The sequence below is a fragment of the uncultured Anaerococcus sp. genome (assembly GCF_963512375.1).
Lineage (GTDB): Bacteria > Bacillota > Clostridia > Tissierellales > Peptoniphilaceae > Anaerococcus.
In genome coordinates this window covers 85,537-107,874 of record NZ_CAUPMI010000002.1, presented here as the reverse complement: position 1 = coordinate 107,874, position 22,338 = coordinate 85,537, and the positions used below count along the sequence as shown (strand labels likewise).

Genomic DNA, 22,338 nt, shown 5'->3' with positions numbered 1-22,338 from the left:
GGAGGAAATATGGAATTTAAAAGAACAAATATGTGTGGAAGCTTAAGAATTGAAGACTTAGGCAAAGAAGTAGTTTTAATGGGTTGGGTTGGTAAAAAACGTAACCTAGGATCTCTTGTATTTATAGATTTAAGAGATAAGACAGGTATCAGCCAAATTGTAGTTAGAGAAGAAGATGCTGATAACTATCAGGTTGCAAAAAGCTTAGCTCAAGAATATGTAATAGAAGTTAAGGGAAAAGTTTTTGAAAGAGAAAGCAAAAACCCAGAGATTCCTACAGGCGATATAGAAATAATCGCTGACAAGATCAATATCCTTGATAAGGCAAAAACACCACCAATCTACATCAAGGATGATGATGATGTTAGCGAAAATTTAAGGCTAAAATATAGATATCTTGATATGAGAAAACCATCTGTTCAAAGAAATCTAAAACTTAGGTCAGATATTGTTAGGACCATGAGAGAATACATGTATGACAATGATTTTACAGAAGTAGAAACACCTTTTCTAACAAAACCAACTCCAGAAGGAGCTAGGGACTACCTTGTACCATCAAGAATTAATTCAGGCAAGTTTTATGCCCTACCACAATCACCACAGTTACTAAAACAAATTTTGATGATAGGGTCTCTAGATAGATATTTCCAAGTAGTAAAATGTTTTAGGGACGAGGACTTAAGAGCAAATAGGCAACCAGAATTTACTCAGCTTGACCTTGAGATGAGCTTTTCAAACCAAGATGATGTAATAGCAATGAACGAAGGTTTGTTAAAGACCTTATTTGATAAGTACACAGACTATGATTTAAAACTACCAATAGCAAGGATGGATTATAGTGAAGCGATCGAATCATACGGATCAGATAAGCCAGATTTAAGATACGGTTATAAAATTCAAGATGTATCTGATATATTTGTAGATAGCGATTTTAAAGTATTTTCAGATAATACAACAGATGGTAAATCTGTAAGGGCTATTAACTTTACAGGTTTAGAAGATAAATATTCAAGAAAACAACTTGATAAATTAACAGATTTTGTAAAAGATTATGGACTAAAAGGTCTATCTTATGTTAAATTTAACTCTGATATGCAATCATCTATCAAAAAATTCCTAACTGATGAAATCATAGAAGGTCTAAAAGAGAAATTAGGGGCAAAAGAAGGAGATTTAATATTCCTAGCAGCTGATAAGGATAAAACAGTCCTAGAAGCCTTAGGAGCCCTAAGAGTAAAAATCGCTAAAGATAATAATCTTTACGAAAAAGAATATGCCCTAACTTGGGTAGTAAATTTCCCAATGTTTGAATACAGTGAAGAAGAAGATAGGTATGTTGCTCAACACCATCCTTTTACAATGATGAACGAAGAAGACATAGACCTACTTGAAACTCATCCAGAAAAGGTAAGAACTCAAGCATACGACATAGTTATAAATGGTGATGAGATGGGTGGAGGCTCAGTAAGGATTAATAATTCAGACTTACAAGAAAGAGTCTTTAAAGCTTTAAAACTAAGCAAGGAAGATATAGAAAACAAATTTGGTTTCTTTATTGAAGCCCTACAATATGGTACACCACCACATGCAGGACTTGCTTATGGTCTCGATAGATTATTGATGCTATTTGCAAAAACTGATAATATCAAAGACATAATTGCCTTCCCTAAGACACAATCAGCAACTTGCCCTCTAACTGAAGCTCCATCAATCGTTGATGACAAGGCTTTAGATGAGTTGAATATTAAATTGAGGTGATATGAAATGTCAATGACTAAAGAAGGTTTAGTCCTTGAAAATAATAATGGCAATTTAAAAATCCAAGTAGATAGGAACTCTGCTTGCGGCTCTTGTGCTGCAAATGGATCTTGTGCTGAAAGAAAATCAACTATAATTGAAATGTTTTCAGCAGATGATATAAAAAAGGGAGATACTGTGCTTTTACAAAGTGATGCAAGCCAGATAAACAAATTATCTGCCATAGTTTATGTATTTCCAATGATAATGGTAATGATAGGTGCTATAGGTCCATCATTATTATTTAAAAATTCAAACTTGGATTTAAATCTTATTTCCTTGTTAAGTGTATTAGTATTTTTAGCTATCTCAATTTTGATAATGAGAAAAGTAGATAAGAGATTTAAAAAAGAACAGCTAATGAAAATTAGGAAAATAAATAAATAATATTGATAATTCAATATGGGATAAGGGAGTGAAAAAATGGCCTTACCAATAGTAACCTTAGTAGGTAGAACAAATGTAGGTAAATCCACACTATTTAATAGATTAGTTGGCAAAAGAAAATCGATAACTGAAGATGTATCTGGCGTAACAAGAGATAGGATTGTTGACAAAGTTGAATGGCAAAATAACGAATTTCAATTGGTTGACACTGGTGGTATAGATATATCAAGTAAAGAGATGATGAATGTCGAAATAAAAGGACAAGTTGAGAAAGCCCTTCTTGAGACTAATTTAATCTTATTTGTAGTCGATGGCAAAGAAGGGGTAAATCCTCACGATGTCGACATTGCAAATGAAATTAGAAAATATAATAAGCCTGTAATAATAGTAGCCAATAAGGTAGATAATATGGTCATGCCAGATGATATTTACGATTTTTATCAATTTGGCTTTGATGATCTAAAAATAATTTCAGCAGAACAAGCAAAGGGCTTAGGAGATCTTTTAGATGCTATTACATCTTATATTGATTTCTCTCAATTTGACTCACCAGAAGATGAAACAAGGATTGCTATAATTGGTAAACCAAATGCTGGCAAAAGCTCGCTTGTAAACCTACTCTTAAACGAAGACAGGATGATTGTTACAAATATTGCGGGCACTACAAGAGATGCTGTAGATTCTTATTGGCAATATAATGACAAGAACTACGTCTTAATTGATACTGCAGGCCTAAGAAGAAAGGCAAAAGTCAAAGAAAATATCGAATATTATGCAAATCAAAGGACATTTGATGCTGTAGATAGTGCTGAAATTTGCTTGTTTTTGATAGATGCTACAGTGGGAGTAACTGAGCAGGACGCAAAGATTGCAGGATATGCCCATAACAATAAAAAAGCAATAATAATTGCAGTTAATAAATGGGATTTGGTAGAAAAAGATACCAATACCATGGCAGATATGGAAAAAAGAATAAGAGAAACCCTATCTTTTGCAATGTATGCACCAATTGTCTTTATATCAGTTAAGGATAATAAGAGGATAGATACCCTACTAGATATGATAGAAGCAGTTGATAATAACTACAGGATGAGGATTAAGACTGGTGTTTTAAATACAATTTTACAAGATGCAATGCTACTAAATCCACCTCCACAAGATAAGGGTAAGAGACTTAAGATTTATTATATGAGCCAGGTAGGAACAATGCCTCCAAAATTCTTATTATCGATAAATGATAGGGAATTAATCCACTTCTCATATACTAGATATCTTGAGAATCAAATTAGGCAAAATTATGCCTTAGTAGGGGTTCCATTTAGCTTTGTATTTAAAGAACATAAGGAAAAATCATGAAGTACCTATTAATTTGTGTGATAGCATATGTAATCGGTTCAATTCCAGCTGGATATGCTATAGGAAAAATATTTTTCAAAAAAGACATAAGAAAAATGGGGTCAGGAAATGTAGGAAGTACAAATGCCTTGAGAAATTTTGGAAAATTAGCTGGTCTTGGAACTTTTCTATTTGATTTCTTAAAGGCAATTATTGCCTGTTTAATAGGAAGTAAGATTGCTGGAGAAAATGGTATGTACCTAGCTATGTTTTTTGTAGTTATAGGTCATATGTATAGCTTTATACTTAATTTTAAGGCAGGCAAAGGCATAGCGACAATTTTTGGGGCCTTAGTTTATATTAATCCAGTATTTGCCCTAACTCTTTTTGCAGTATTTCTAGCTGTGTTTCTTACAAGCAGGATTGTATCATTAGCATCAATAAGTGCTGCCTTTGTGGCTATATTTTATGGTTTATATAAGTTTGGAATAACTAATTTTACAATTTGTTTAGTTATACTTGCTTTATTAATACTTTATAAGCATAAAGATAATTTTAAAAGACTAATTAAGGGTGAAGAGAAAAAAATATTTTAGGTGATTAAATGACAATATCAATTTTAGGAGCTGGTTCCTGGTCAACAGCCATAGCCAATATCCTTGCAGAAAAAGAAGATGTTTTGATATATGCAAGAGATCAAAAATTAGCAGAAGAAATAAATTCTAAGCATGTAAACTCAAAATATTTCCCTGATATACAGTTAAGCCAAAAGATAAAATCTACTTCTGACTTAAAAGAGATTTATTCAAATAAATATATAGTTAATGGTATACCAACCCAGAATATTAGGTCAGTTTTAGAAAAATCTAAGGATTATTTAAAAAGTGATCATATTATAATTAATTTATCAAAAGGCCTCGAGTTAAATACCCATAAGAGAATATCAGAAATTTTTAGAGACTTTAATAAGGAACTTAAATTTGCGGTATTAAGTGGGCCATCACATGCTGAAGAAGTTATTTTGAAGATGCCTACAACTATTGTCTGTGCTTGTGAAGATGAAAATTTAGCAAAAGAACTACAGAGTCTTTTTGTGAGAGATTACTTTAGGGTTTACTCATCACAGGATGTAATTGGAGTAGAGCTAGGCGGAGCTATTAAAAATATACTTGCTTTTGGAATAGGTATGACAAGTGGACTTGGTTATGGAGATAATGCGAAAGCTGCTCTCATAACTAGGGGTATTCACGAAATGAATAGGTTCGCTAAAGCTTTTGGCGCTAATTCAAAAACAATCAACGGTCTTGCTGGTGTAGGGGATTTGATTGTAACGGCTACTAGTAAACATTCTAGAAATAATAGAGCTGGAATTTTAGTAGGCCAAGGTTTAAGCGTGGAAGACCTTGAAAAAGAAATCCACATGGTTGTTGAAGGTATACCAACCACAAAGTCTGTATATGAGTTGGCAAAAGAAAAAAATGTTGAGCTTCCTATAACTAATGAAATATATGAAGTCCTATTTAAGGGAAAAGACTGTGACCAATCAGTCAGAGATCTAATGATGAGAGAGATTAAGAGTGAATATTAATTTTTACATATGTCGAAATTAGGATATAATAAGTGTAAGAATTAAAAAGAAAACAAAGGGTGGTTTAAATGTTAGATAGGTTTAAAGAATTCATCGGTATAGATGATAATTACGATGATTATGATGACGATCAAATGTATTATGATGAAGAAGAAACTGATGAAGATAAAAGCGAACGTAAAACTTACAGTAATTTGATTGATGATGATAAAACTCCATCATATTCATCAAATACATTTTCATCAAATTCTTATAGTAAAAACGATGATTATACTTATAAGGGTTCATATACTAGTAGTAAGGATGACAATATAGTAAGTATGAATAGCAACAATTTTTCTAGGAGTAGTAGTAATATGAGAATTTCAATTCAAGAACCATTAGATTATGATAATGACGCGCCAGTAGTAATAGAAGAAATCCTAAAAAATAGAGTGGTAGTACTTAACTTAGAGATGGTTGATAATGACCTAAGAATGAGAATATTCGATTTTGTAAGCGGAGCTGTATATGCTCTTAAGGGTAATATGAAAAAAGTTACAAAAGGTATTTTTGTAATAACACCAAATGGTGTTGAAATAGATTCTTTTGTAGCAGATCAAATTTCAGAAGGAAATTATAACCAATTATAGATCGATTAAGTTCGATCTTTTATTTTTATGGCTTTAATATACAATCTCGACCATATTTTAGATAAACAGAAAAAAACAAATATAAGAAAGGCCTTGGCTTTTTTAGAGAAAGCTTATTACAGCAAGGTAGAAACAACAAGCTTTTTTTTGGATCCATTTGAACAAAAAGTGATGAGAGATATTGCAGGTAAAAACAATATCGACATCACTTTTATTGGTGGTAATCCTAATGCTGAAAGAAAGATATTTGTTGCAAACTACTATTATTTACCTCTATATGAGCCTAATTATCTAAGCGTTTTAGAATTTGATGCAAGTGATATAAGTCATCCTGATGTACTTGGAGCTTTATTAAGTTTGGGTATAGATAGAAATCAGATAGGTGATATTTCTGTACTTGATGATAGGGTAGAATTTGTCATCGATAAGGAAATAGCTTCTTTTGTAGAATTTAATTTGACAAAAATTAAGAACGAAAAGATAAGATTAAATAAAAAAGAAGATGGACAAATTTCTTTAATTCCTTTAGAATACGAGTATCACAAAGGCTTCATCTCAAGCCTAAGGCTTGATAATCTTGTTGCAGAATTTATCTCTACATCAAGAGGCAAGGCCAAAGAACTAGTTGCCGCTAGAATGGTTAAGGTAGATTTTCAGACCATAGATGATCCTTCATATAAGGTAAATGAATCTTCCCTAATATCTATTAGAAAAAATGGAAGATTTATCTATGATACCATAAGCGGCTTAAGCAAAAAAGGAAACTACCAAATAGAATATAGGAAAATTAAATGATATATATACTAATAATAGTAGCTGGCTTAATCTTAGATAGGTTAAGTAAAATTTACGCAATTAACAATTTTATAGAAAACCCAATCGAAAGTCCAATAATTAATTTTACTTATTTAGAAAATAGGGGAGCAGCTTTTGGAATTTTACAAGATAAGAGGATATTTTTCCTTCTTATAACTGTTGCAATAGTCCTTTATTTGATTTATTACTTTATAAAAAACTATAAAAATAATCCTTTAATACTAAACATAGCCCTATCATTCATTATTTCAGGAGCTTTGGGTAATTTTTATGATAGGGCCTTTAATGGATATGTTGTAGACTTTATAGAGTTTGCCTTTATAAACTTCCCAATATTTAATATTGCAGACATCTTAGTGACAATAGGTTGTGGTTTAGCAATAATTTATATACTCTTTATCCATGAAGAAAATTAGAAATATTATAGGAAATGATTGGGATGAAATTTTAAAAGATGAATTCGATAAGGCTTATTTTAAAGAGATAATAGTTTTTTTAGAAGAAGCTTATGATAACAGGACTATATTTCCTCCAAAAAGTGAAATATTTAATGCTCTTAAATTATCTTCTTATAGAGATACTAAGGTTCTCATACTTGGCCAAGACCCATATTATAATCCAGGCCAGGCAAATGGCTTAGCCTTTTCAGTCAAAGAAGGTGTGAAAATACCTCCTTCACTTAAAAATATCTATAAGGAATTAGAAGCTGATTTAGAAATTCCAATTGCTGATACTGGTTCTCTAATATCTTGGGCTAAACAAGGGGTACTTCTCCTAAATACAAGTCTTACAGTTGAGGAAAAGAAACCAAATTCTCATAAAAATATTGGCTGGAAAATATTTACAGATGCAATAATTAAAATATTAAATGAGAAAGAAAGACCATGTGTCTTTATCCTTTGGGGAAATAATGCGATATCTAAAGAAAGATTTATCACCAATCCTAAACACTTAATAATAAAATCATCACACCCTTCGCCTTTATCTGCTAGGAGAGGATTTTTTGGATCAAAAGTTTTTTCGAAAACAAATCAATTTTTAAAAGACAATAAAGAAGAAGAAATCAATTGGAAAATAGAGACTGTAGATAGCTTATAAAATATCTATAGTCTCTATTATTTTTTTGGCTAAAGCTAAAAGGTTTTTATAATTGTAGAGGAAGTCTTGTCTAACAATTAGGAGATTTTCGTTGATATTAGTATCAGAATTATTTTTTATGTTTAAAGTGTTAATTGCGACATGACCATTTGATCCATCTGGGAAATTACCGTATAGAACGAACAGATTGAGTCTAATAAATTTATCTTTTATTATTATTTGATAGTTATCTTTAACCAGATATGTTTCATTTAGATTATTGTCTGACTTAAATTCTATATTTGCTATATCTTTATTAATATTAGCATTAGAGATGTAAATATTGCCAAACTTTGTAGCAATTCCCAATTTTTCTTTAATTATTTCTTTTATATTGGCAAGTTCTGTTGTTGCAATCAAATCATTTTCATTGTGCTTTAATATAGGATAAGGCTTAGCCCTCTTTCTTAAGTCATCAGTTAACTTAGATATGGCCTTGTACCTGCTGGGGTCATTTCTATTGATGCCAATTAACTTTTCTATATCTACAAGCTTCATTGAATCAAAATAAATAAATTTTGAGCTTCTTTTAATAATCCTATAAATATCTAGGCTATTATCGATAATAACCGGAAATTTTTCATGGTCAATCAAACGTGAATTTAGAAACACGAAGTCAAAAATTTCGCCATTGAAACTTATAGCCCTTTTACCTTTTATTTCTCTTAAATATATATCAAGTAGTCTTTCCTCTTCGCTATCATCTTCTGCAAAATATTGAAATATATATGTTTTATTATCTATAACCTTGACAAGACCAAGTAAAACAAGCTTATCACTTTTAAAATCTAAACCCGTTGTTTCTATATCCAAAACAAGGTCCTTGTTTGAGATTTTTTTTGAATTTATATGTTTTTTAATAGTAATCATAATAATATTATACTATAATTTGTAATCTAACTTACTTCTAATATAATAGAAATATTAAGGAGTATGTATGATCTATCTAGATAATGCTGCGACTACAAAGATGTATGATGAGGCTATTAAGGCATATGTAAAAGCCCAAGAAAAGACTTTTGCAAATCCAAGTGCCCTTCATTCATTTGGTATGGAAGCAGAAAATTTAATAAAAGAAAGTAGAAAATATATAGCAAGTGTTATCTCAGCAAGTGAGAGCGAAATATTTTTTACAAAATCAGCAAGTGAGTCAAATAATATAGCGATTAAATCATTTGAAGGAATCGCTTTGACAAGCAAAATAGAACACTCTTCAGTAGATGAAGCTTTTAAAAATTCTAAATTTGATAAGGTTATTTATTTAGGTAATGATAAATATGGTTTTATTGATCTTGAAGATTTAAAAAACAAATTAAGCAAAGACCTAAGTTTTGTATCGATAATTTATGTTAATAATGAAATTGGCTGCATTCAAGATATTAAGCAAATATCAAAAATAATCAAAACTTACAATAAAGGTATAATTTTACATATTGATGCAACTCAGGCCCTAGGTAAGATTAACTGTGATGTAAAGGCACTTGGTGTAGACATGATGAGTTTTTCTGCCCATAAATTCCACGGGCCTAAGCAAATGGGTGGTTTATATGTAAAAAGAGATGTAATTGCAAAGGTTAAACCTATCTTAGATGGAGGATATCAAGAAATAATATCATCGGGAACAAGTGACGCACCATCTATTTATGCGATGGCAACTGCTCTAAAAAAACAGATTGAAGCTGATGAGTATGACTATATAAAAGAGCTAAATACCTATTTAAGGTTATTAATTAAGAATAATATTGACGATTATTATATAATTTCTCCAGAAAAGAATTCTTCACCATATATACTAGATGTTGCTTTTGCAAATATTAAGGCTGAGGTTTTACTCCATATGCTGGAAGAAGAGGAAATTTATGTATCAAGCGGGTCTGCCTGCTCAAAGGGAGATGATAGCAGGATTTTATCTGCTATAGATCTAGATGAAAAATATATGGATGGGGCAATTAGATTTTCTTTCAGTGGTGAAATAAGCAAAGAAGACCTTGATTTTACAATAGATATTCTAAAAAGAAGTATTGAACTAATAAGGATGGTAATATAATGGAATGGATGATTGCAGTTAGCTTTGGTGAAATATTCTTAAAAGGCAAGAATAGAAATATTTTCTACAAACAAGCAATTGATAATATAAAAAGAAATATAAGAGATATCAAACATGGCAATATTTATACAGAATCTTCAAAGTTATACATTGAAGCTGATAGGCAAGATTTTGATAAATTAAAGGAAAATATCTTAAAAGTATTTGGGATTTCTTATCTTGCTTATGTTTTAAAAACAAATAAAGATCTTGATTCTATATATAATGCAACAAAAGAAGTTGTTCAAAGCTCATATGCGGACAATAACTATACTTTTAAGGTAGAAAGCAGAAGGACAGATAAGACCTTTAAATTAAAAAGTCCAGAATTAAGTGCAAAAATAGGTGGATTTATGCTACGAGATTTTGCAAACCTAAGAGTGGATGTTCATAATCCTGATTTTAAGATATATATAGATGTAAAAGAAAATGTTTATGTGTATGCTGATAGGTTTGAAGGCTTAGGAGGTCTCCCAATCGGATCTTCAGGAAAAGGCCTATTACTCTTATCTGGCGGAATTGATTCACCAGTAGCTGGTTTTATGGTGGCAAAAAGAGGAATGAAGATTGACTGCTTACATTTTCATTCATATCCTTTTACATCAAAAAGAGCCTTACAAAAGGCTATTGACCTAGGAGAAATTTTATCAGCCTACACAGGCAAGATGACTATATATTCAATAAATTTAGCTGATATTTATAAGGCAATTAACCAAAATTGTGATAGGAGAGAAACAACAATCTTATCTAGGAGATTTATGATGAGGATTGCCAATAAAATAGCTGAAAGCAAGGAGTATCAAGCCTTAATTACAGGGGAAAGTTTGGGCCAAGTAGCAAGCCAGACAATAGAGTCAATTTCTGTAATAAATGATTCTTCAGAAAGGCCAATCTTAAGACCATTAGTTGCCATGGATAAGAAGGATATTATTGACATATCATATAAAATAGGTTCTTATGAAAAATCCATAGAGCCATATGATGATTGTTGCTCAATTTTTGCCCCTGATTCACCACTAACAAAACCTAAGTTAAAATATATAAAAATGTCTGAAGAAAAGCTAGACATAGAAAAGTTAGAAAATGAAGCTATCGATAAGATGGAAATAATAGAAATATCTTGACAAAGTTATCAAATAGAAGTAATATATATGAGTAGACCGCTCAGTTAGGGCTCTGATCCCCGAATGCTGGCGAGAATTTAAGAATTAGGAGGATTTCCATGTACGCAATAATCAAAACAGGTGGAAAACAATACAAAGTATCAGAAGGTGACTTGGTAAGAGTTGAAAAACTTAATTACGAAGTTGGTGAAACTGTTGATTTTGAAGAAGTTTTATTAGTATCTAACGATGGAGATATCAAAGTTGGTAGTCCAGTTGTTGAAGGTGCAAAAGTATCTGCAACTGTTGAAGATCAAAATAAAGCTAAAAAAATCGTAGTGTTTAAATTTAAACCTAAAAAACAATATAGAAAAAAACACGGTCACAGACAACCTTATACTTTAGTAAAAATTAATAGCATAAGTCTTTAATGATTAATGTTGATTTATTAATCAATCAAAAGGACGAAATAGTAGGATTTGAAGTTAAAGGTCATGCAGAATATGATGAATATGGCAAAGACCTGGTATGTTCAGCTGTAACAATACTTGCCTATACTTGTGTAAATACCCTTGATAAATATGAAGATGAGGTGATTTTTGCAGATGATGAAGTAACAATGTCTGTAAGTATTGCTTATCCGAATAGGGAAACAGAAGTAATATTTGATTATTTTAAGACTGGTATTGAAACACTTTTAGGTAATTATAGCAGCTATGTGAAATTAAATTATAAGGAGAAATCATGATATTAAATATTAATTTACAAAGATTTTCAAGTAAAAAGGGAGTTTCATCTTCAAAGAACGGTAGAGACTCAAGAGCTAAAAGACTTGGCGTTAAAAGAGCTGACGGTCAATTTGTAAATGCTGGAACAATCATTGTTAGACAAAGAGGAACAAAAATCCACCCAGGAAATAACGTTAAAAGAGGTGCTGATGATACTCTTTATGCATCATGTGAAGGTGTTGTAAAATTTGAAAGAAAAGGCAAAAGCAGAAAACAAGTATCTGTTTATGCACAATAATTAAGAAAAAATTAAGCTTGCCTTTGGCAAGCCTTTTTTTATGAAAGGAAAAATATGATAGATATAGCAAAAGTAAGCTTAAAGGCAGGCGATGGCGGTAATGGTGCAGTCGCTTGGAGAAGGGAAAAATATGAACCAACTGGAGGACCAGCCGGTGGTGATGGGGGAAATGGTGGCTCAATAATTATAAAAGCCACAAGAAACCTCTCCACTCTTGATGAATTTAGATATAAGAAAAAATTTCATGCAGAAAATGGTGAACAAGGTGGAAAGAATAAAAAATTCGGCAAAAAAGGCGAAAACTTAATAATACCAGTGCCTGTAGGAACTTTAATCAGAGAAGAAGAATCTAATGTTATTATAAAAGATTTAAACAAAGATGGTGAAGAATTCTTAATTGCCAAAGGTGGTAGAGGCGGTAGAGGTAACGTCCACTTTAAAAACTCTATTAGACAAGCTCCTAGGTTTGCTGAGTCAGGAAGAAAAGGTCAAGAAATCAATGTAATCTTTGAGCTAAAAGTACTAGCTGATGTAGGACTTGTCGGCTTACCAAATGTAGGTAAATCAACTCTTTTATCCGTAATAAGTAAGGCAAAACCAAAGATTGCTAATTATCATTTTACAACAATTGATCCTAATCTTGGGGTAGTCCAAGTTGATAGTGAGAGAAGTTTTATAGTTGCAGATATTGCTGGTCTAATCGAAGGTGCAAACGATGGGCAAGGTCTAGGCCATGATTTTTTAAAGCATGTAGAAAGATGCAGGATACTAATCCATGTTGTAGATATAGCAGGACTTGAAGGAAGAAATCCAATCGATGATTTTAGGCTAATTAATAAAGAATTAGAACTTTATAATGACGATTTAGCTAAAAAACCAATGATAATCGCCCTTAATAAATCAGAATTAGATTCTAATAATAATGCCGAAGAGTTTATAAAAGAATTTGGAAATTCTTATAAAATTTTCAAAATATCAGCTGCTACCACTCAAGGTATAAAAGATATGATTGATTATGTAGCTTTTGATCTAGATAAGAGAAAAGAAGAAGAGTTTGCTCTTATGGAAGAAGTAGACGAAAACTTCTTAGATGAATTTTATAATAAAGAAATTGAATACGATCTTAACTTTACAAAAGAAGATGATATTTATATAGTTTATGGTAAGAGAGTCGATAATTTGATAAAGAAGGTAGACATAGACGATTATGACTCAAGAATGTATTTTGAATCGACCCTAAGAGAGATGGAAGTATTTGACAAACTTAAAGAAATGGGAATAAAAGATGGAGATAGTGTAGCAGTAGGCGATATTGTCTTTGAGTATTATGAATAGGAGGAAGTATGTTAACAGGAAAGCAAAGAGCTATGCTTAAGCAAGAAGCTCATGATTTTAAACCAATAATAAATATAGGTAAATTTTCAGTAACAGATCAATTGCTAGAAGCAATTGATGAAGCCTTAGAAGCTAGGGAATTAATAAAAATAAAGATTCTAAATAATAATCTAGATGATGCTGATGAAATTATTGATACTATAATTGACAAATTAAATTGTGAGTTTATTTCACATATTGGATCAATAATTACAATTTACAGAAAAAACGAATCAAATTCTTATAACTTATAATGAGGATAGGACTTTATGGAGGAACATTTGATCCAATACATTTAGGTCATTTAATAGTGATGGAGAATGTGATTAATTATATGAATCTTGATAGAATTATCATATTACCATCATCTAATCCTCCTCACAAAAAAGATAAGAAGATTACTAATGTCAATACTAGAGTTGAAATGGTAAGCGAGGCTATCAAAGATAATGATAAGATAATCTTATCTACCTTTGAATCCACAGATCAGGTAGTTAGGTACACCCATGATACAATAAAATATTTTACAGATTCTCTAAAGGGACATGAAATCTTTTATATAATGGGTGAGGACTCATTTATGACTATAGATACTTGGAAGAATTATAAATATATATTAGACTCAAATATAATTGTTTTTTCCAGGGAAGGTATAGATTCTGAAAGCCAATTTGTTGAAAAAGTAAAAAAAGTTAGGAAGGATAATCCAAATATATTCCTAGTAAATAGCTTAAGTATAAATATATCTTCAACTCTAATAAGATCTTTAGTAAAGGATGAGAAAAGTATAAAATATCTTGTTAAAGATGAGGTTGCTTATATTATTAAACAGAGGAATTTATATGCATGATCTTGATTATATTAAAGAAAAAATATTAGAAGATATTGGAGAAAAAAGATATAACCATAGTCTTAGGGTAGCTAAAACAGCGAGTAATTTAGCTAAAATTTACGGATTAGATGAAGAAAAAGCCTATCTAGCAGGAGTTTTACATGATTGTGCAAAATACAACGAAAAAAAGTATATAGATAAGCTATATATCGACATTTCAAATTATCCAGTAAGTTCAGAAACAGACCCTGTTCTCCATTCATTTTTAGGAGCAGAATTAGCAAAAAAAGTGTATAATATTAATGATGAGGATTTATTATCAGCGATAAGTTTCCACACTACTGGCAAGGCAAATATGAGTAAGTTAGAGAAAATAATATTTATTGCTGATGCTATAGAACCTGCTAGGGATTTTAAGGGGATTGAAGATATTAGAAAAGAATCAGTAGTTAACTTGGATGAAACTATGTTGATGCTGCTTGATAGTAGTATAAAATTTTTAATATCAAAAAAATCAACTATAAATCCACTAAGTATAGAAGCAAGAAATTACTTGATAGAGGAGAAAAATGGAAAAACTAGACATAATAGTTAAAACACTAGAAGATAAATTAGCCGATGATATAAATGTAATAAAATTAGAAGACTCTTCTGTAGCGGATTATTTTGTTGTAGCTACAGGTAATTCAATAAACCAAACTAGAGCCTTAGCTGATTATATAGAAGAAGCTTTAGCAAAAGAAGGTTATGAAGTATTATCAAACGAAGGACTAAGAGAAGGTGAATGGATTTTAATAGATGTTAGTGATGTTATAGTTCACATATTCACCCAAAAACAAAGAGAGTTCTATGATATAGATAATCTATGGGAGAACTAATCCCATAGATTATTAGGAGTAAGTATGCCTAAAGATAGAAAAGACAAATTTATATTTGCAGCTATCATAGCTTTAGCCTTCCTAGTAGCTAATATTTTCTCGGATAATAGCATAATCGATAAATTTACAAATAAAGAAGAGACTATAATTGTAAAGGATACTGACCACAAAAACGGAAACAAAGAAGAAAATACTACAGAAGAAGATGAGTCACCAGATTTGGAAAATTTTGATAAAAAAGTCTATATATCTGGGGAAGTATTGCGTTCTGGCGTTTATGATATAAAAGATGGTGACAGATTAGATGATTTAGTCAAAAAGGCAGGTGGGCTAACAGAAAAGGCAGATATAAATGCGATAAATCTAGCCTTAAGGTTAGAAGATCAGATGAAAATTTACATACCTAATATTGATGAGAATCAAAACATAAATGCTGATAACACCAAAGCATTGGGTCTAAGTCAACCAATCTCTAATCAAAACTCACAAACTAAGGTCAACCTAAATTTAGCAAGCAAGGAAGAACTCATGACTTTGCCCAATATAGGCGAAAAAAGAGCTGAAGCTATAATAGAATATCGAGAGAAAAAGAGATTTGAAAAGATCGAAGAGATAAAAAATGTTAGCGGTATAGGTGATAAATATTTTGATGCAATGAAAGATTTGATAACGGTATAGGGGTATATATGAAATTATCAACAAGAGGCAGGTATGGACTTAGAGCAATATGCTATATAGCAGAAAATGAAGATAAGGGCTATGTACCTGTTTCTGAAATTAGTGAAAATTTAAATTTATCAGAAAATTATTTAGAACAATTAGTAAGAATGCTAAGAAAAGATGACTTGATAAAATCAAGCCGTGGACCAAAGGGCGGATATAAGATAAGCAAACCACTTAAAGATATTTCTATAGGTCAAATTCTAAGGAGCTTAGAGGGTGACCTAACAATGAGTGACTGCGTAAGTGGAAAAGTAGAGTGCACTGAAAAATGTGATGCATATGATGTATTTACAAAATTAGATAGTCTAATAAATGAGGCTGTCGATTCCATAACTTTGGATAATATTATTAAACACGAAATTTAAGGAGAACAGATGAAAAACTTAGGAATGAATGAGCTTAGAAAAAGCTACTTAGAATTTTTTGCAAATGAGAAAAACCATACACTTTTAAAATCATTTCCATTAACACCGATTGATGATGACACTCTTTTATTAATAAACGCAGGCATGGCACCTCTAAAGAAATATTTTACAGGCGAAAAAAAGATGAAAAACAACAGAGCAACTTCATCACAAAGATGTGTTCGTACTGGTGATATAGAAAGAGTTGGAAAGACCGAACGTCATGGTACATTTTTTGAGATGCTAGGTAACTTTTCTTTTGGCGATTATTTTAAAAGAGAGGCAATAAGCTGGGCTTATGAATTTCTAACAGAAAGACTTGGTATAGATAAAAATGATTTATGGGTGACTGTATATAAAGATGATGACGAAGCCTATAATATCTGGCATAATGAAATGAAAATGCCAGCTGAAAGAATTCTTAGACAAGGTAAAGAAGATAATTTCTGGGAGCTAGAAGTAGGCCCATGCGGACCTTGTTCAGAAATTTTTGTCGATAGGGGAGTTGAGAGAGCTATTGATGAAAATGACAACATGCCTGGTAACGATGATTCAGATAGGTTTATGGAAGTATGGAATCTTGTATTTACCCAATTTAACAAAGATAATCAAGGCAATTATACAAATCTTGCTCATCCAAACATAGATACAGGAATGGGCCTTGAAAGAATTGCAATGGTTCTTCAGGGAAAAGATAATATCTTTGAAATAGATGTGATGGCAGAAATAATATCTGAAATTGAAAAATTATCTAACAAAATATATAAAGAAAATAAAAAAGATGATATATCAATCAGAGTTATTGCAGACCATGCCAAGGCAATGACATTTTTAGTTTCAGATGGGGTTATTCCATCAAATGAAAAACGTGGATATGTATTAAGAAGACTTATAAGAAGAGCTTATAGACACGGTAAATTATTAGGAATTGAAGGAGCATTTTTAAATAAGATAGTTGACAAGGTTGTAGAAACCTATAAAGCAGAATATGACGAATTAGTAGATAATCAAGAAAATATTCATAAAGTTATAAGTGATGAGGAAAATAGATTCCAAAAAACAATAAACCAAGGATTAGATATACTTAATGACCTAATTGCTACAACAAAAGCAAATGGACAAAAGGTATTTGATGGTTCAGATGCTTTCAAGCTATATGACACTTATGGTTTCCCATTAGATCTTACAAAAGAAATACTTGAAGAAGAAAATCTAGAAGTAGATGAAAAGAAGTTTGAAGAAGAGATGGAAAAACAAAGAAATCTTGCAAGAAATGCTCGTAAGGTTGATAAGGGCTCAAACCACGACAACCTAATAACAGACCATATAGCAAAGACAGAATTTGTCGGCTATGATGAATTTGATGTTGATGCTAAAATACTAGCAATATTTGTAGATAATGAAGAAAAAGAATCGATAAAAAATCCTAATAAAGGTATAGTAATAAGTAATAAAACTTCATTTTATCCAGAAGGTGGTGGACAAGTAGCTGATACCGGATATATATTAACAAATAAGGGTAAGGCAAAAGTCATAGATGTACAAAAGAAAAATGATATAATATTCCATTATGTTGAAATTCTAGAAGGCGAGCTTGTTGCAAATGATGATGCGGAATTTAAGATTGATTTGGAAAGAAGATACGATATCCAAAGAAACCATTCTGCAACACACTTACTTGATCAAGCATTAATAGATGTGCTTGGTAAAGATATAAAACAAGCAGGTTCTTTAGTAGATCCAAATAAGCTTAGATTTGACTTCTCTTACAACAAGGCTTTAAGCCAAGAAGAAATATTACAAATAGAAAAAATAGTCAATGAAAAAATCAGAGCAGAGCTTCCTGTGAAAAAAGAATATATGGACTATAAAAAATCTGAAGAAATTGGAGCTATCGGACTATTTGAGGATAAGTACAAAGAAACTGTAAGAGTTGTATCTATGGGTGATTACTCAAAAGAGTTATGTGGTGGTTGCCATGTAAACAATACATCTGAAGTCTTAATCTTTAAGATAGAATCCGAATCATCAGCAGCTGCAGGAGTTAGAAGAATCGAAGCTATAACAGGAAAAGCTGTATATAATTTGATTTTGGCACAAGAAGATAAGCTTAGAAGCATAGCAGCTAGTTTAGATACAAACGTCCATAACATAGATTCTAAAATAAAATCTCTTAAGAATGAACTCATTAATAAAGATGAGGAAATTAAGAGATTAAAATCTCAATCAAATAAAGACATATTTGGAGAACTAAAAGAAAAGATAGAAGAAGTAAATGGAATTAATTTGCTAGTAGCCAAATTTGATAATGTAAGCATTGATGAGCTAAGGGATTTGGAAAATAGGATTAAAAACCAATATTCTAATCTTGTAATCGTCTTTGCAACTGTTTCAGATAAGATAATATTTACTGTTTCAGTAGATGATAATTTGACAGATAAATACAATGCTGGTCAAATTATAAGAGAAATTGCAAAAGTCGCTGGTGGAAATGGTGGTGGAAGGAAAAACTTCGCCCAAGCTGGTGCGAACGACATATCTGCATTAGATAAAGCCTTAGAAAAGGCTTATGAAATAATCAAGGAGTAATATTATGACTGATAATAATAAGTTTAATGAAACTATGCTCTTTAAAAGAGAAGATGTAGAGAAAAATGATATTAGAGAAATATTAACAACAGTTTATAAAGCTCTTGAAGAAAAGGGATATAAACCAAATCCTCAAATTGTTGGCTACCTTCTATCTGGGGATCCAACTTATATAACAGCACATAATGGTGCTAGAAAGCTTATTAGGGCAGTTGATAGAGATAAAATATTAGAAGAATTATTAAACAATTATATCAATGACTAGAATAATGGGCTTAGATGTTGGAGATAAAACAATTGGGATCGCTTTAAGCGACCCAATGTTTATCACTAGCCAACCTTTTGAAACAATCAAAAGAAAAAAAGCAAAACTTGACATAGATAGAATAGAAGAAATTATTAATGAAAAAGATGTTTCAACTCTAATAGTTGGACTTCCTAAAAATATGAATAATACAATTGGCCCTCAGGCTATGAAAGTTATGAGCTTTGTTGACCTAATCAAAAAAAGAATAGATATTGAAATAATCTATCAAGATGAAAGGATGACAACACTTGAATCTGAGGCTGTTCTTATTGATATGTCTGTAAGACGAGAAAATAGGAAAGAACATATTGATAAAATCGCTGCTAGCTTTATCTTACAAAGCTATTTAGACAGGAGAAATAATGAATAGTATCTTTTTACTGGATGAAAATAATAATGAAGTTGAATTTAATATAGAAGACACTTTCGGAATTGATGATAACAATTACGCAGCTTTAAGAAATCCTATTGATGATATGATATTAATAGTGGAAGTAATTAATGAAGCTGATGAAGTTATATTTAAATCCATAGAAGATCAAAATCAATTAAACGAAATAATTGAATTTTATGAAGAGATGAAAAGAGAAATTAATGAACATTGAACAAGTAAAGAAAATTTTTGAGAATAATAATCAAAAATTTACTAAACAAAGACAGCTGATATTTACTGTTTTGAAAAATTCTTCACAAAAGCATTTAACACCTGAAGAACTTTTCTCTATTGTTCATCAAGACCATAAGCAGGTTGGGATAGCAACTATTTATAGAACTTTAAATATTTTTGAAGAGCTAGGTATAGTTAATAAGCAAGAATTTACTGACCAAGCTTATACTTATGAATTGATAGACCCAGAGAGTGATCATCATGATCACATCATTTGTACAAAATGTGGGAAAATATTGGAAGATGAGTTTTTATCTGTTGATGAAGTAAAAAACTCATTGAAAGAAAATTATGACTTTGATTTGTCTTATTATTCTTTGAGGATTTATGGAGTATGTTCCGATTGTCAGAAAAATGAGGAGAAATAATGACAAATGAAAAGAAATTAAGAATAATCCCTATAGGGGGATTACACGAAATAGGAAAAAACTGCACGGTTGTAGAATACGGCAATGATATGATTATGATTGACTGTGGACTAACATTTCCAGATAGTGAAATGTTAGGAGTTGACATAGTTATCCCTGATTTTACCTATGTAGAAGAAAATAAAAATAAATTAAGAGGTATTTTTGTAACCCATGGTCACGAAGACCATATTGGTGCAATACCATATTTTCTTAAAAATGTTGATACAAATGTATACTGTTCAAAATTAACAAAGGGACTTTTAGGAAATAAATTTAAAGAGCACGGCTTAAATACAAATAAGATTAAGATGGTAAATGTAAATAATACAGTTAAGGCAGGAAGTCTAAGTATAGAATTTATAAGAGTAAGCCACTCTATTCCTGATGCTTGTGCTATAGCTGTTAAATCACCAGTAGGTACTGTAATCTTTACAGGTGACTTCAAAATGGATTTCACTCCAATTGACAACGACCCAACAGATATACAAAGACTTGCTGAACTTGGAAGAAAAGGTGTGTTAGCTCTTTTTGCTGACTCAACAAATGTTGAAAGAGAAGGATTTTCTGTAAGTGAAAAGACAGTAGGCGAAACTTTTATAAAAATCTTTGGCCAAGCCAAATCAAGAATAATTGTAGCTACTTTTGCATCAAACCTTCATAGGGTCCAACAAATCATAACTGCAGCAGAAAAATATAACAGAAAAGTTGCCTTATCAGGCAGGTCAATGCTAAATAACGTAAAAATTGCCACTGAGTTAGGTTTTCTTAAGATTAAAAAGAATACTCTAATAGATATGAAAGCAATAAAAAAATATGCTGACGATGAGCTTGTAATCCTATCTACAGGAACCCAAGGGGAGCCACTAAGTGCACTAACAAGGATGGCTAATAAAGAACATAGACAAATTAGCTTAAATGAAACTGATACAGTTATCCTATCTTCATCACCTATACCAGGTAATGAGATGGCAATAAATACAACAATCAACAATCTTACAAAAATTGGTTGTAAGATTATATATTCTTCTTTAGCACAAGTCCATGCATCAGGTCACGCTTGTCAAGAAGAAATAAAACTTATGTACCAACTAGTTACACCAAAGTATTTAATACCAGCCCACGGCGAGATAAGGATGCTTAAGAAACACGCTGATATAGCTGTAGACATGGGTCAACCAAAGGAGAACATCTTTATAGTTGAAAATGGGGATGTAATTGAGTTTAGTAAAAAGTCTGCCCAAATAAAAGGTAAGGTTCAAGCTGGAAACGTACTTGTTGACGGTTCAGGTATTGGGGATGTAGGAAATATAGTATTAAAAGATAGAAAACACCTATCTGAAGATGGCCTAATGGTAGTTTCTATAACCTTTGATAAACATACCCAAGAGCTTTTAGCAGGTCCTGAGATAGTCTCACGCGGTTTTGTTTATGTCAAGGAGAATCAAGACATAATCGAAAATGCAAGAGACATTGTCTTAAGGTCTATAGATAAATGCAAAAAAGATGATATAAAAGCCTTAAGCCAAATCAAATATCAAATAAGAGAAGACCTAAAATCATATATTTACAATGAATTAGGTAGAGATCCAATGATATTACCTGTAATATCTGGTATAGAAAATGGGAAATATTAATTATAAACATAGCTCCCAATTTATAGAAGATTTGCTAGAAGATGTTGATTTTTTAGAATTAAGAAAATACGCTGAGGAAAATAGAGTTCCTATTATGAATAGCCAGACCAAAGAATTATTGGTAAGTTTAATAAAAATTGCCAAGCCTAAAAAAATACTTGAAATAGGCACGGCTATTGGCTATTCTTCCTTAATTTTTTCTAAGTATTCTGATGCGGATATTACAACTATTGAATTAGATGAAGATACTGCAAAAATAGCAAATGATAACTTTAAAAAATATAAAACAAATATCACATTAATAAATGATGATGCTATGAAAGCCTTGAGAAATATTGATCAAGGCTTTGATTTTGTTTTCATTGATGCTAATAAATCTAGATACCTAGATTATTTTAAAATAACAAGCAAATTATTAAATGAGGGAGGAATCATTGTAGCAGACAATGTTCTTTTTAGAGGTGAAGTTTGTAACGATGATTTAATAGAAAAAAGAAAGATAACCTTGGTTAAAAATTTAAGAAAATTTTTAGCCTATATAACACACAACGAGGATTTTATAAGTTCAATTATCCCCATAGGAGATGGACTTACAATCAGCGTAAGGAGATAA

29 protein-coding genes are annotated in these 22,338 nt (G+C 31.1%); 28 read left to right on the top strand and 1 reads right to left on the bottom strand.

Annotated elements, in window-relative coordinates:
• Positions 1-9 precede the first annotated feature (9 nt).
• From aspS to RRB46_RS01725, 9 genes are all read left to right on the top strand, one after another.
• Positions 10-1,758 carry an aspartate--tRNA ligase gene (gene aspS / locus RRB46_RS01765; RefSeq protein ID WP_297688860.1) on the top strand — a complete coding sequence of 583 codons (1,749 nt, stop codon included), beginning with the start codon at positions 10-12 and terminating at the stop codon, positions 1,756-1,758.
• 6 nt (positions 1,759-1,764) lie between these two features.
• A complete protein-coding gene (locus tag RRB46_RS01760) occupies positions 1,765-2,184 on the top strand; it encodes a SoxR reducing system RseC family protein (protein WP_296126464.1) in 420 nt (139 codons plus the stop codon).
• A 36-nt stretch (positions 2,185-2,220) separates the two neighbouring features.
• Entirely contained in the window at positions 2,221-3,540 is a 1,320-nt protein-coding gene (der, locus tag RRB46_RS01755) for a ribosome biogenesis GTPase Der (RefSeq protein ID WP_296126466.1), read from the top strand.
• On the top strand, positions 3,537-4,115 hold the full coding sequence (gene plsY, locus RRB46_RS01750) for a glycerol-3-phosphate 1-O-acyltransferase PlsY (RefSeq protein WP_296126468.1): 579 nt from the start codon (positions 3,537-3,539) through the stop codon (positions 4,113-4,115). Before der ends, plsY begins: the two co-directional genes overlap by 4 nt.
• An 8-nt stretch (positions 4,116-4,123) precedes the next feature.
• Positions 4,124-5,107 carry an NAD(P)H-dependent glycerol-3-phosphate dehydrogenase gene (locus tag RRB46_RS01745; protein WP_296126471.1) on the top strand — a complete coding sequence of 328 codons (984 nt, stop codon included), beginning with the start codon at positions 4,124-4,126 and terminating at the stop codon, positions 5,105-5,107.
• A gap of 68 nt (positions 5,108-5,175) precedes the next feature.
• Positions 5,176-5,739 carry a cell division protein SepF gene (locus tag RRB46_RS01740; RefSeq protein ID WP_296126473.1) on the top strand — a complete coding sequence of 188 codons (564 nt, stop codon included), beginning with the start codon at positions 5,176-5,178 and terminating at the stop codon, positions 5,737-5,739.
• A 93-nt stretch (positions 5,740-5,832) separates the two neighbouring features.
• Positions 5,833-6,534 (top strand): YlmH/Sll1252 family protein, encoded by a 702-nt coding sequence (locus tag RRB46_RS01735; protein ID WP_311537264.1) that lies wholly within the window; start codon positions 5,833-5,835, stop codon positions 6,532-6,534.
• Positions 6,531-6,971 (top strand): signal peptidase II, encoded by a 441-nt coding sequence (lspA, locus tag RRB46_RS01730; protein WP_297688856.1) that lies wholly within the window; start codon positions 6,531-6,533, stop codon positions 6,969-6,971. Before RRB46_RS01735 ends, lspA begins: the two co-directional genes overlap by 4 nt.
• On the top strand, positions 6,958-7,653 hold the full coding sequence (locus RRB46_RS01725; RefSeq protein WP_399529763.1) for a uracil-DNA glycosylase: 696 nt from the start codon (positions 6,958-6,960) through the stop codon (positions 7,651-7,653). The genes lspA and RRB46_RS01725 overlap by 14 nt, the downstream gene beginning before the upstream one ends.
• On the opposite strand, the gene RRB46_RS01720 is transcribed toward RRB46_RS01725, so the two are convergent.
• Positions 7,648-8,562, bottom strand: coding sequence for a ribonuclease H-like domain-containing protein (locus tag RRB46_RS01720; protein WP_311537263.1), 915 nt, complete (start codon positions 8,560-8,562; stop codon positions 7,648-7,650). The two genes, RRB46_RS01725 and RRB46_RS01720, sit on opposite strands and share 6 nt — an antisense overlap.
• Before the next feature lie 67 nt (positions 8,563-8,629).
• Here RRB46_RS01720 and RRB46_RS01715 point away from each other — a divergent pair, with 67 nt between their 5' ends.
• From RRB46_RS01715 to RRB46_RS01625, 19 genes are all read left to right on the top strand, one after another.
• A complete protein-coding gene (locus RRB46_RS01715) occupies positions 8,630-9,739 on the top strand; it encodes a cysteine desulfurase family protein (RefSeq protein ID WP_311537262.1) in 1,110 nt (369 codons plus the stop codon).
• Entirely contained in the window at positions 9,739-10,902 is a 1,164-nt protein-coding gene (thiI, locus tag RRB46_RS01710; RefSeq protein ID WP_311537261.1) for a tRNA uracil 4-sulfurtransferase ThiI, read from the top strand. Before RRB46_RS01715 ends, thiI begins: the two co-directional genes overlap by 1 nt.
• A 98-nt stretch (positions 10,903-11,000) precedes the next feature.
• Positions 11,001-11,312 (top strand): 50S ribosomal protein L21, encoded by a 312-nt coding sequence (rplU, locus tag RRB46_RS01705; protein WP_296126490.1) that lies wholly within the window; start codon positions 11,001-11,003, stop codon positions 11,310-11,312.
• The gene (locus tag RRB46_RS01700) at positions 11,312-11,629 is read left to right on the top strand and encodes a ribosomal-processing cysteine protease Prp (RefSeq protein ID WP_296126494.1); all 318 of its coding nucleotides are present in this window, start codon (positions 11,312-11,314) and stop codon (positions 11,627-11,629) included. The genes rplU and RRB46_RS01700 overlap by 1 nt, the downstream gene beginning before the upstream one ends.
• Positions 11,626-11,907: a 50S ribosomal protein L27 gene (gene rpmA / locus RRB46_RS01695; protein ID WP_072537410.1), complete on the top strand. Its 282-nt coding sequence runs from the start codon at positions 11,626-11,628 to the stop codon at positions 11,905-11,907. Before RRB46_RS01700 ends, rpmA begins: the two co-directional genes overlap by 4 nt.
• A 54-nt stretch (positions 11,908-11,961) precedes the next feature.
• Positions 11,962-13,242 carry a GTPase ObgE gene (obgE, locus tag RRB46_RS01690; RefSeq protein WP_311537260.1) on the top strand — a complete coding sequence of 427 codons (1,281 nt, stop codon included), beginning with the start codon at positions 11,962-11,964 and terminating at the stop codon, positions 13,240-13,242.
• A gap of 8 nt (positions 13,243-13,250) precedes the next feature.
• Positions 13,251-13,535, top strand: a complete 285-nt coding sequence (gene yhbY, locus RRB46_RS01685; RefSeq protein ID WP_296126500.1) for a ribosome assembly RNA-binding protein YhbY — start codon at positions 13,251-13,253, stop codon at positions 13,533-13,535.
• A complete protein-coding gene (nadD, locus tag RRB46_RS01680; RefSeq protein ID WP_296126502.1) occupies positions 13,535-14,131 on the top strand; it encodes a nicotinate (nicotinamide) nucleotide adenylyltransferase in 597 nt (198 codons plus the stop codon). The genes yhbY and nadD overlap by 1 nt, the downstream gene beginning before the upstream one ends.
• Positions 14,124-14,708, top strand: coding sequence for a bis(5'-nucleosyl)-tetraphosphatase (symmetrical) YqeK (yqeK, locus tag RRB46_RS01675; RefSeq protein WP_296126505.1), 585 nt, complete (start codon positions 14,124-14,126; stop codon positions 14,706-14,708). The genes nadD and yqeK overlap by 8 nt, the downstream gene beginning before the upstream one ends.
• Positions 14,683-14,991 (top strand): ribosome silencing factor, encoded by a 309-nt coding sequence (gene rsfS / locus RRB46_RS01670; RefSeq protein ID WP_296126507.1) that lies wholly within the window; start codon positions 14,683-14,685, stop codon positions 14,989-14,991. The genes yqeK and rsfS overlap by 26 nt, the downstream gene beginning before the upstream one ends.
• A 24-nt stretch (positions 14,992-15,015) precedes the next feature.
• Positions 15,016-15,669: a DUF655 domain-containing protein gene (locus RRB46_RS01665; protein WP_296126512.1), complete on the top strand. Its 654-nt coding sequence runs from the start codon at positions 15,016-15,018 to the stop codon at positions 15,667-15,669.
• Positions 15,670-15,677: 8 nt separating this feature from the next.
• The gene (locus RRB46_RS01660) at positions 15,678-16,079 is read left to right on the top strand and encodes an Rrf2 family transcriptional regulator (protein WP_311537259.1); all 402 of its coding nucleotides are present in this window, start codon (positions 15,678-15,680) and stop codon (positions 16,077-16,079) included.
• Positions 16,080-16,088: 9 nt separating this feature from the next.
• Positions 16,089-18,707 carry an alanine--tRNA ligase gene (gene alaS / locus RRB46_RS01655; protein WP_311537258.1) on the top strand — a complete coding sequence of 873 codons (2,619 nt, stop codon included), beginning with the start codon at positions 16,089-16,091 and terminating at the stop codon, positions 18,705-18,707.
• A 4-nt stretch (positions 18,708-18,711) separates the two neighbouring features.
• A complete protein-coding gene (locus RRB46_RS01650; RefSeq protein ID WP_296126519.1) occupies positions 18,712-18,972 on the top strand; it encodes an IreB family regulatory phosphoprotein in 261 nt (86 codons plus the stop codon).
• Positions 18,965-19,384: a Holliday junction resolvase RuvX gene (ruvX, locus tag RRB46_RS01645; protein WP_311537257.1), complete on the top strand. Its 420-nt coding sequence runs from the start codon at positions 18,965-18,967 to the stop codon at positions 19,382-19,384. The genes RRB46_RS01650 and ruvX overlap by 8 nt, the downstream gene beginning before the upstream one ends.
• The gene (locus RRB46_RS01640) at positions 19,377-19,619 is read left to right on the top strand and encodes a DUF1292 domain-containing protein (protein WP_311537256.1); all 243 of its coding nucleotides are present in this window, start codon (positions 19,377-19,379) and stop codon (positions 19,617-19,619) included. The genes ruvX and RRB46_RS01640 overlap by 8 nt, the downstream gene beginning before the upstream one ends.
• Positions 19,609-20,049 carry a Fur family transcriptional regulator gene (locus RRB46_RS01635; RefSeq protein ID WP_106460248.1) on the top strand — a complete coding sequence of 147 codons (441 nt, stop codon included), beginning with the start codon at positions 19,609-19,611 and terminating at the stop codon, positions 20,047-20,049. Before RRB46_RS01640 ends, RRB46_RS01635 begins: the two co-directional genes overlap by 11 nt.
• Positions 20,049-21,725: a ribonuclease J gene (locus tag RRB46_RS01630; RefSeq protein WP_311537255.1), complete on the top strand. Its 1,677-nt coding sequence runs from the start codon at positions 20,049-20,051 to the stop codon at positions 21,723-21,725. The genes RRB46_RS01635 and RRB46_RS01630 overlap by 1 nt, the downstream gene beginning before the upstream one ends.
• Positions 21,712-22,338, top strand: a complete 627-nt coding sequence (locus tag RRB46_RS01625) for an O-methyltransferase (protein ID WP_296126528.1) — start codon at positions 21,712-21,714, stop codon at positions 22,336-22,338. Before RRB46_RS01630 ends, RRB46_RS01625 begins: the two co-directional genes overlap by 14 nt.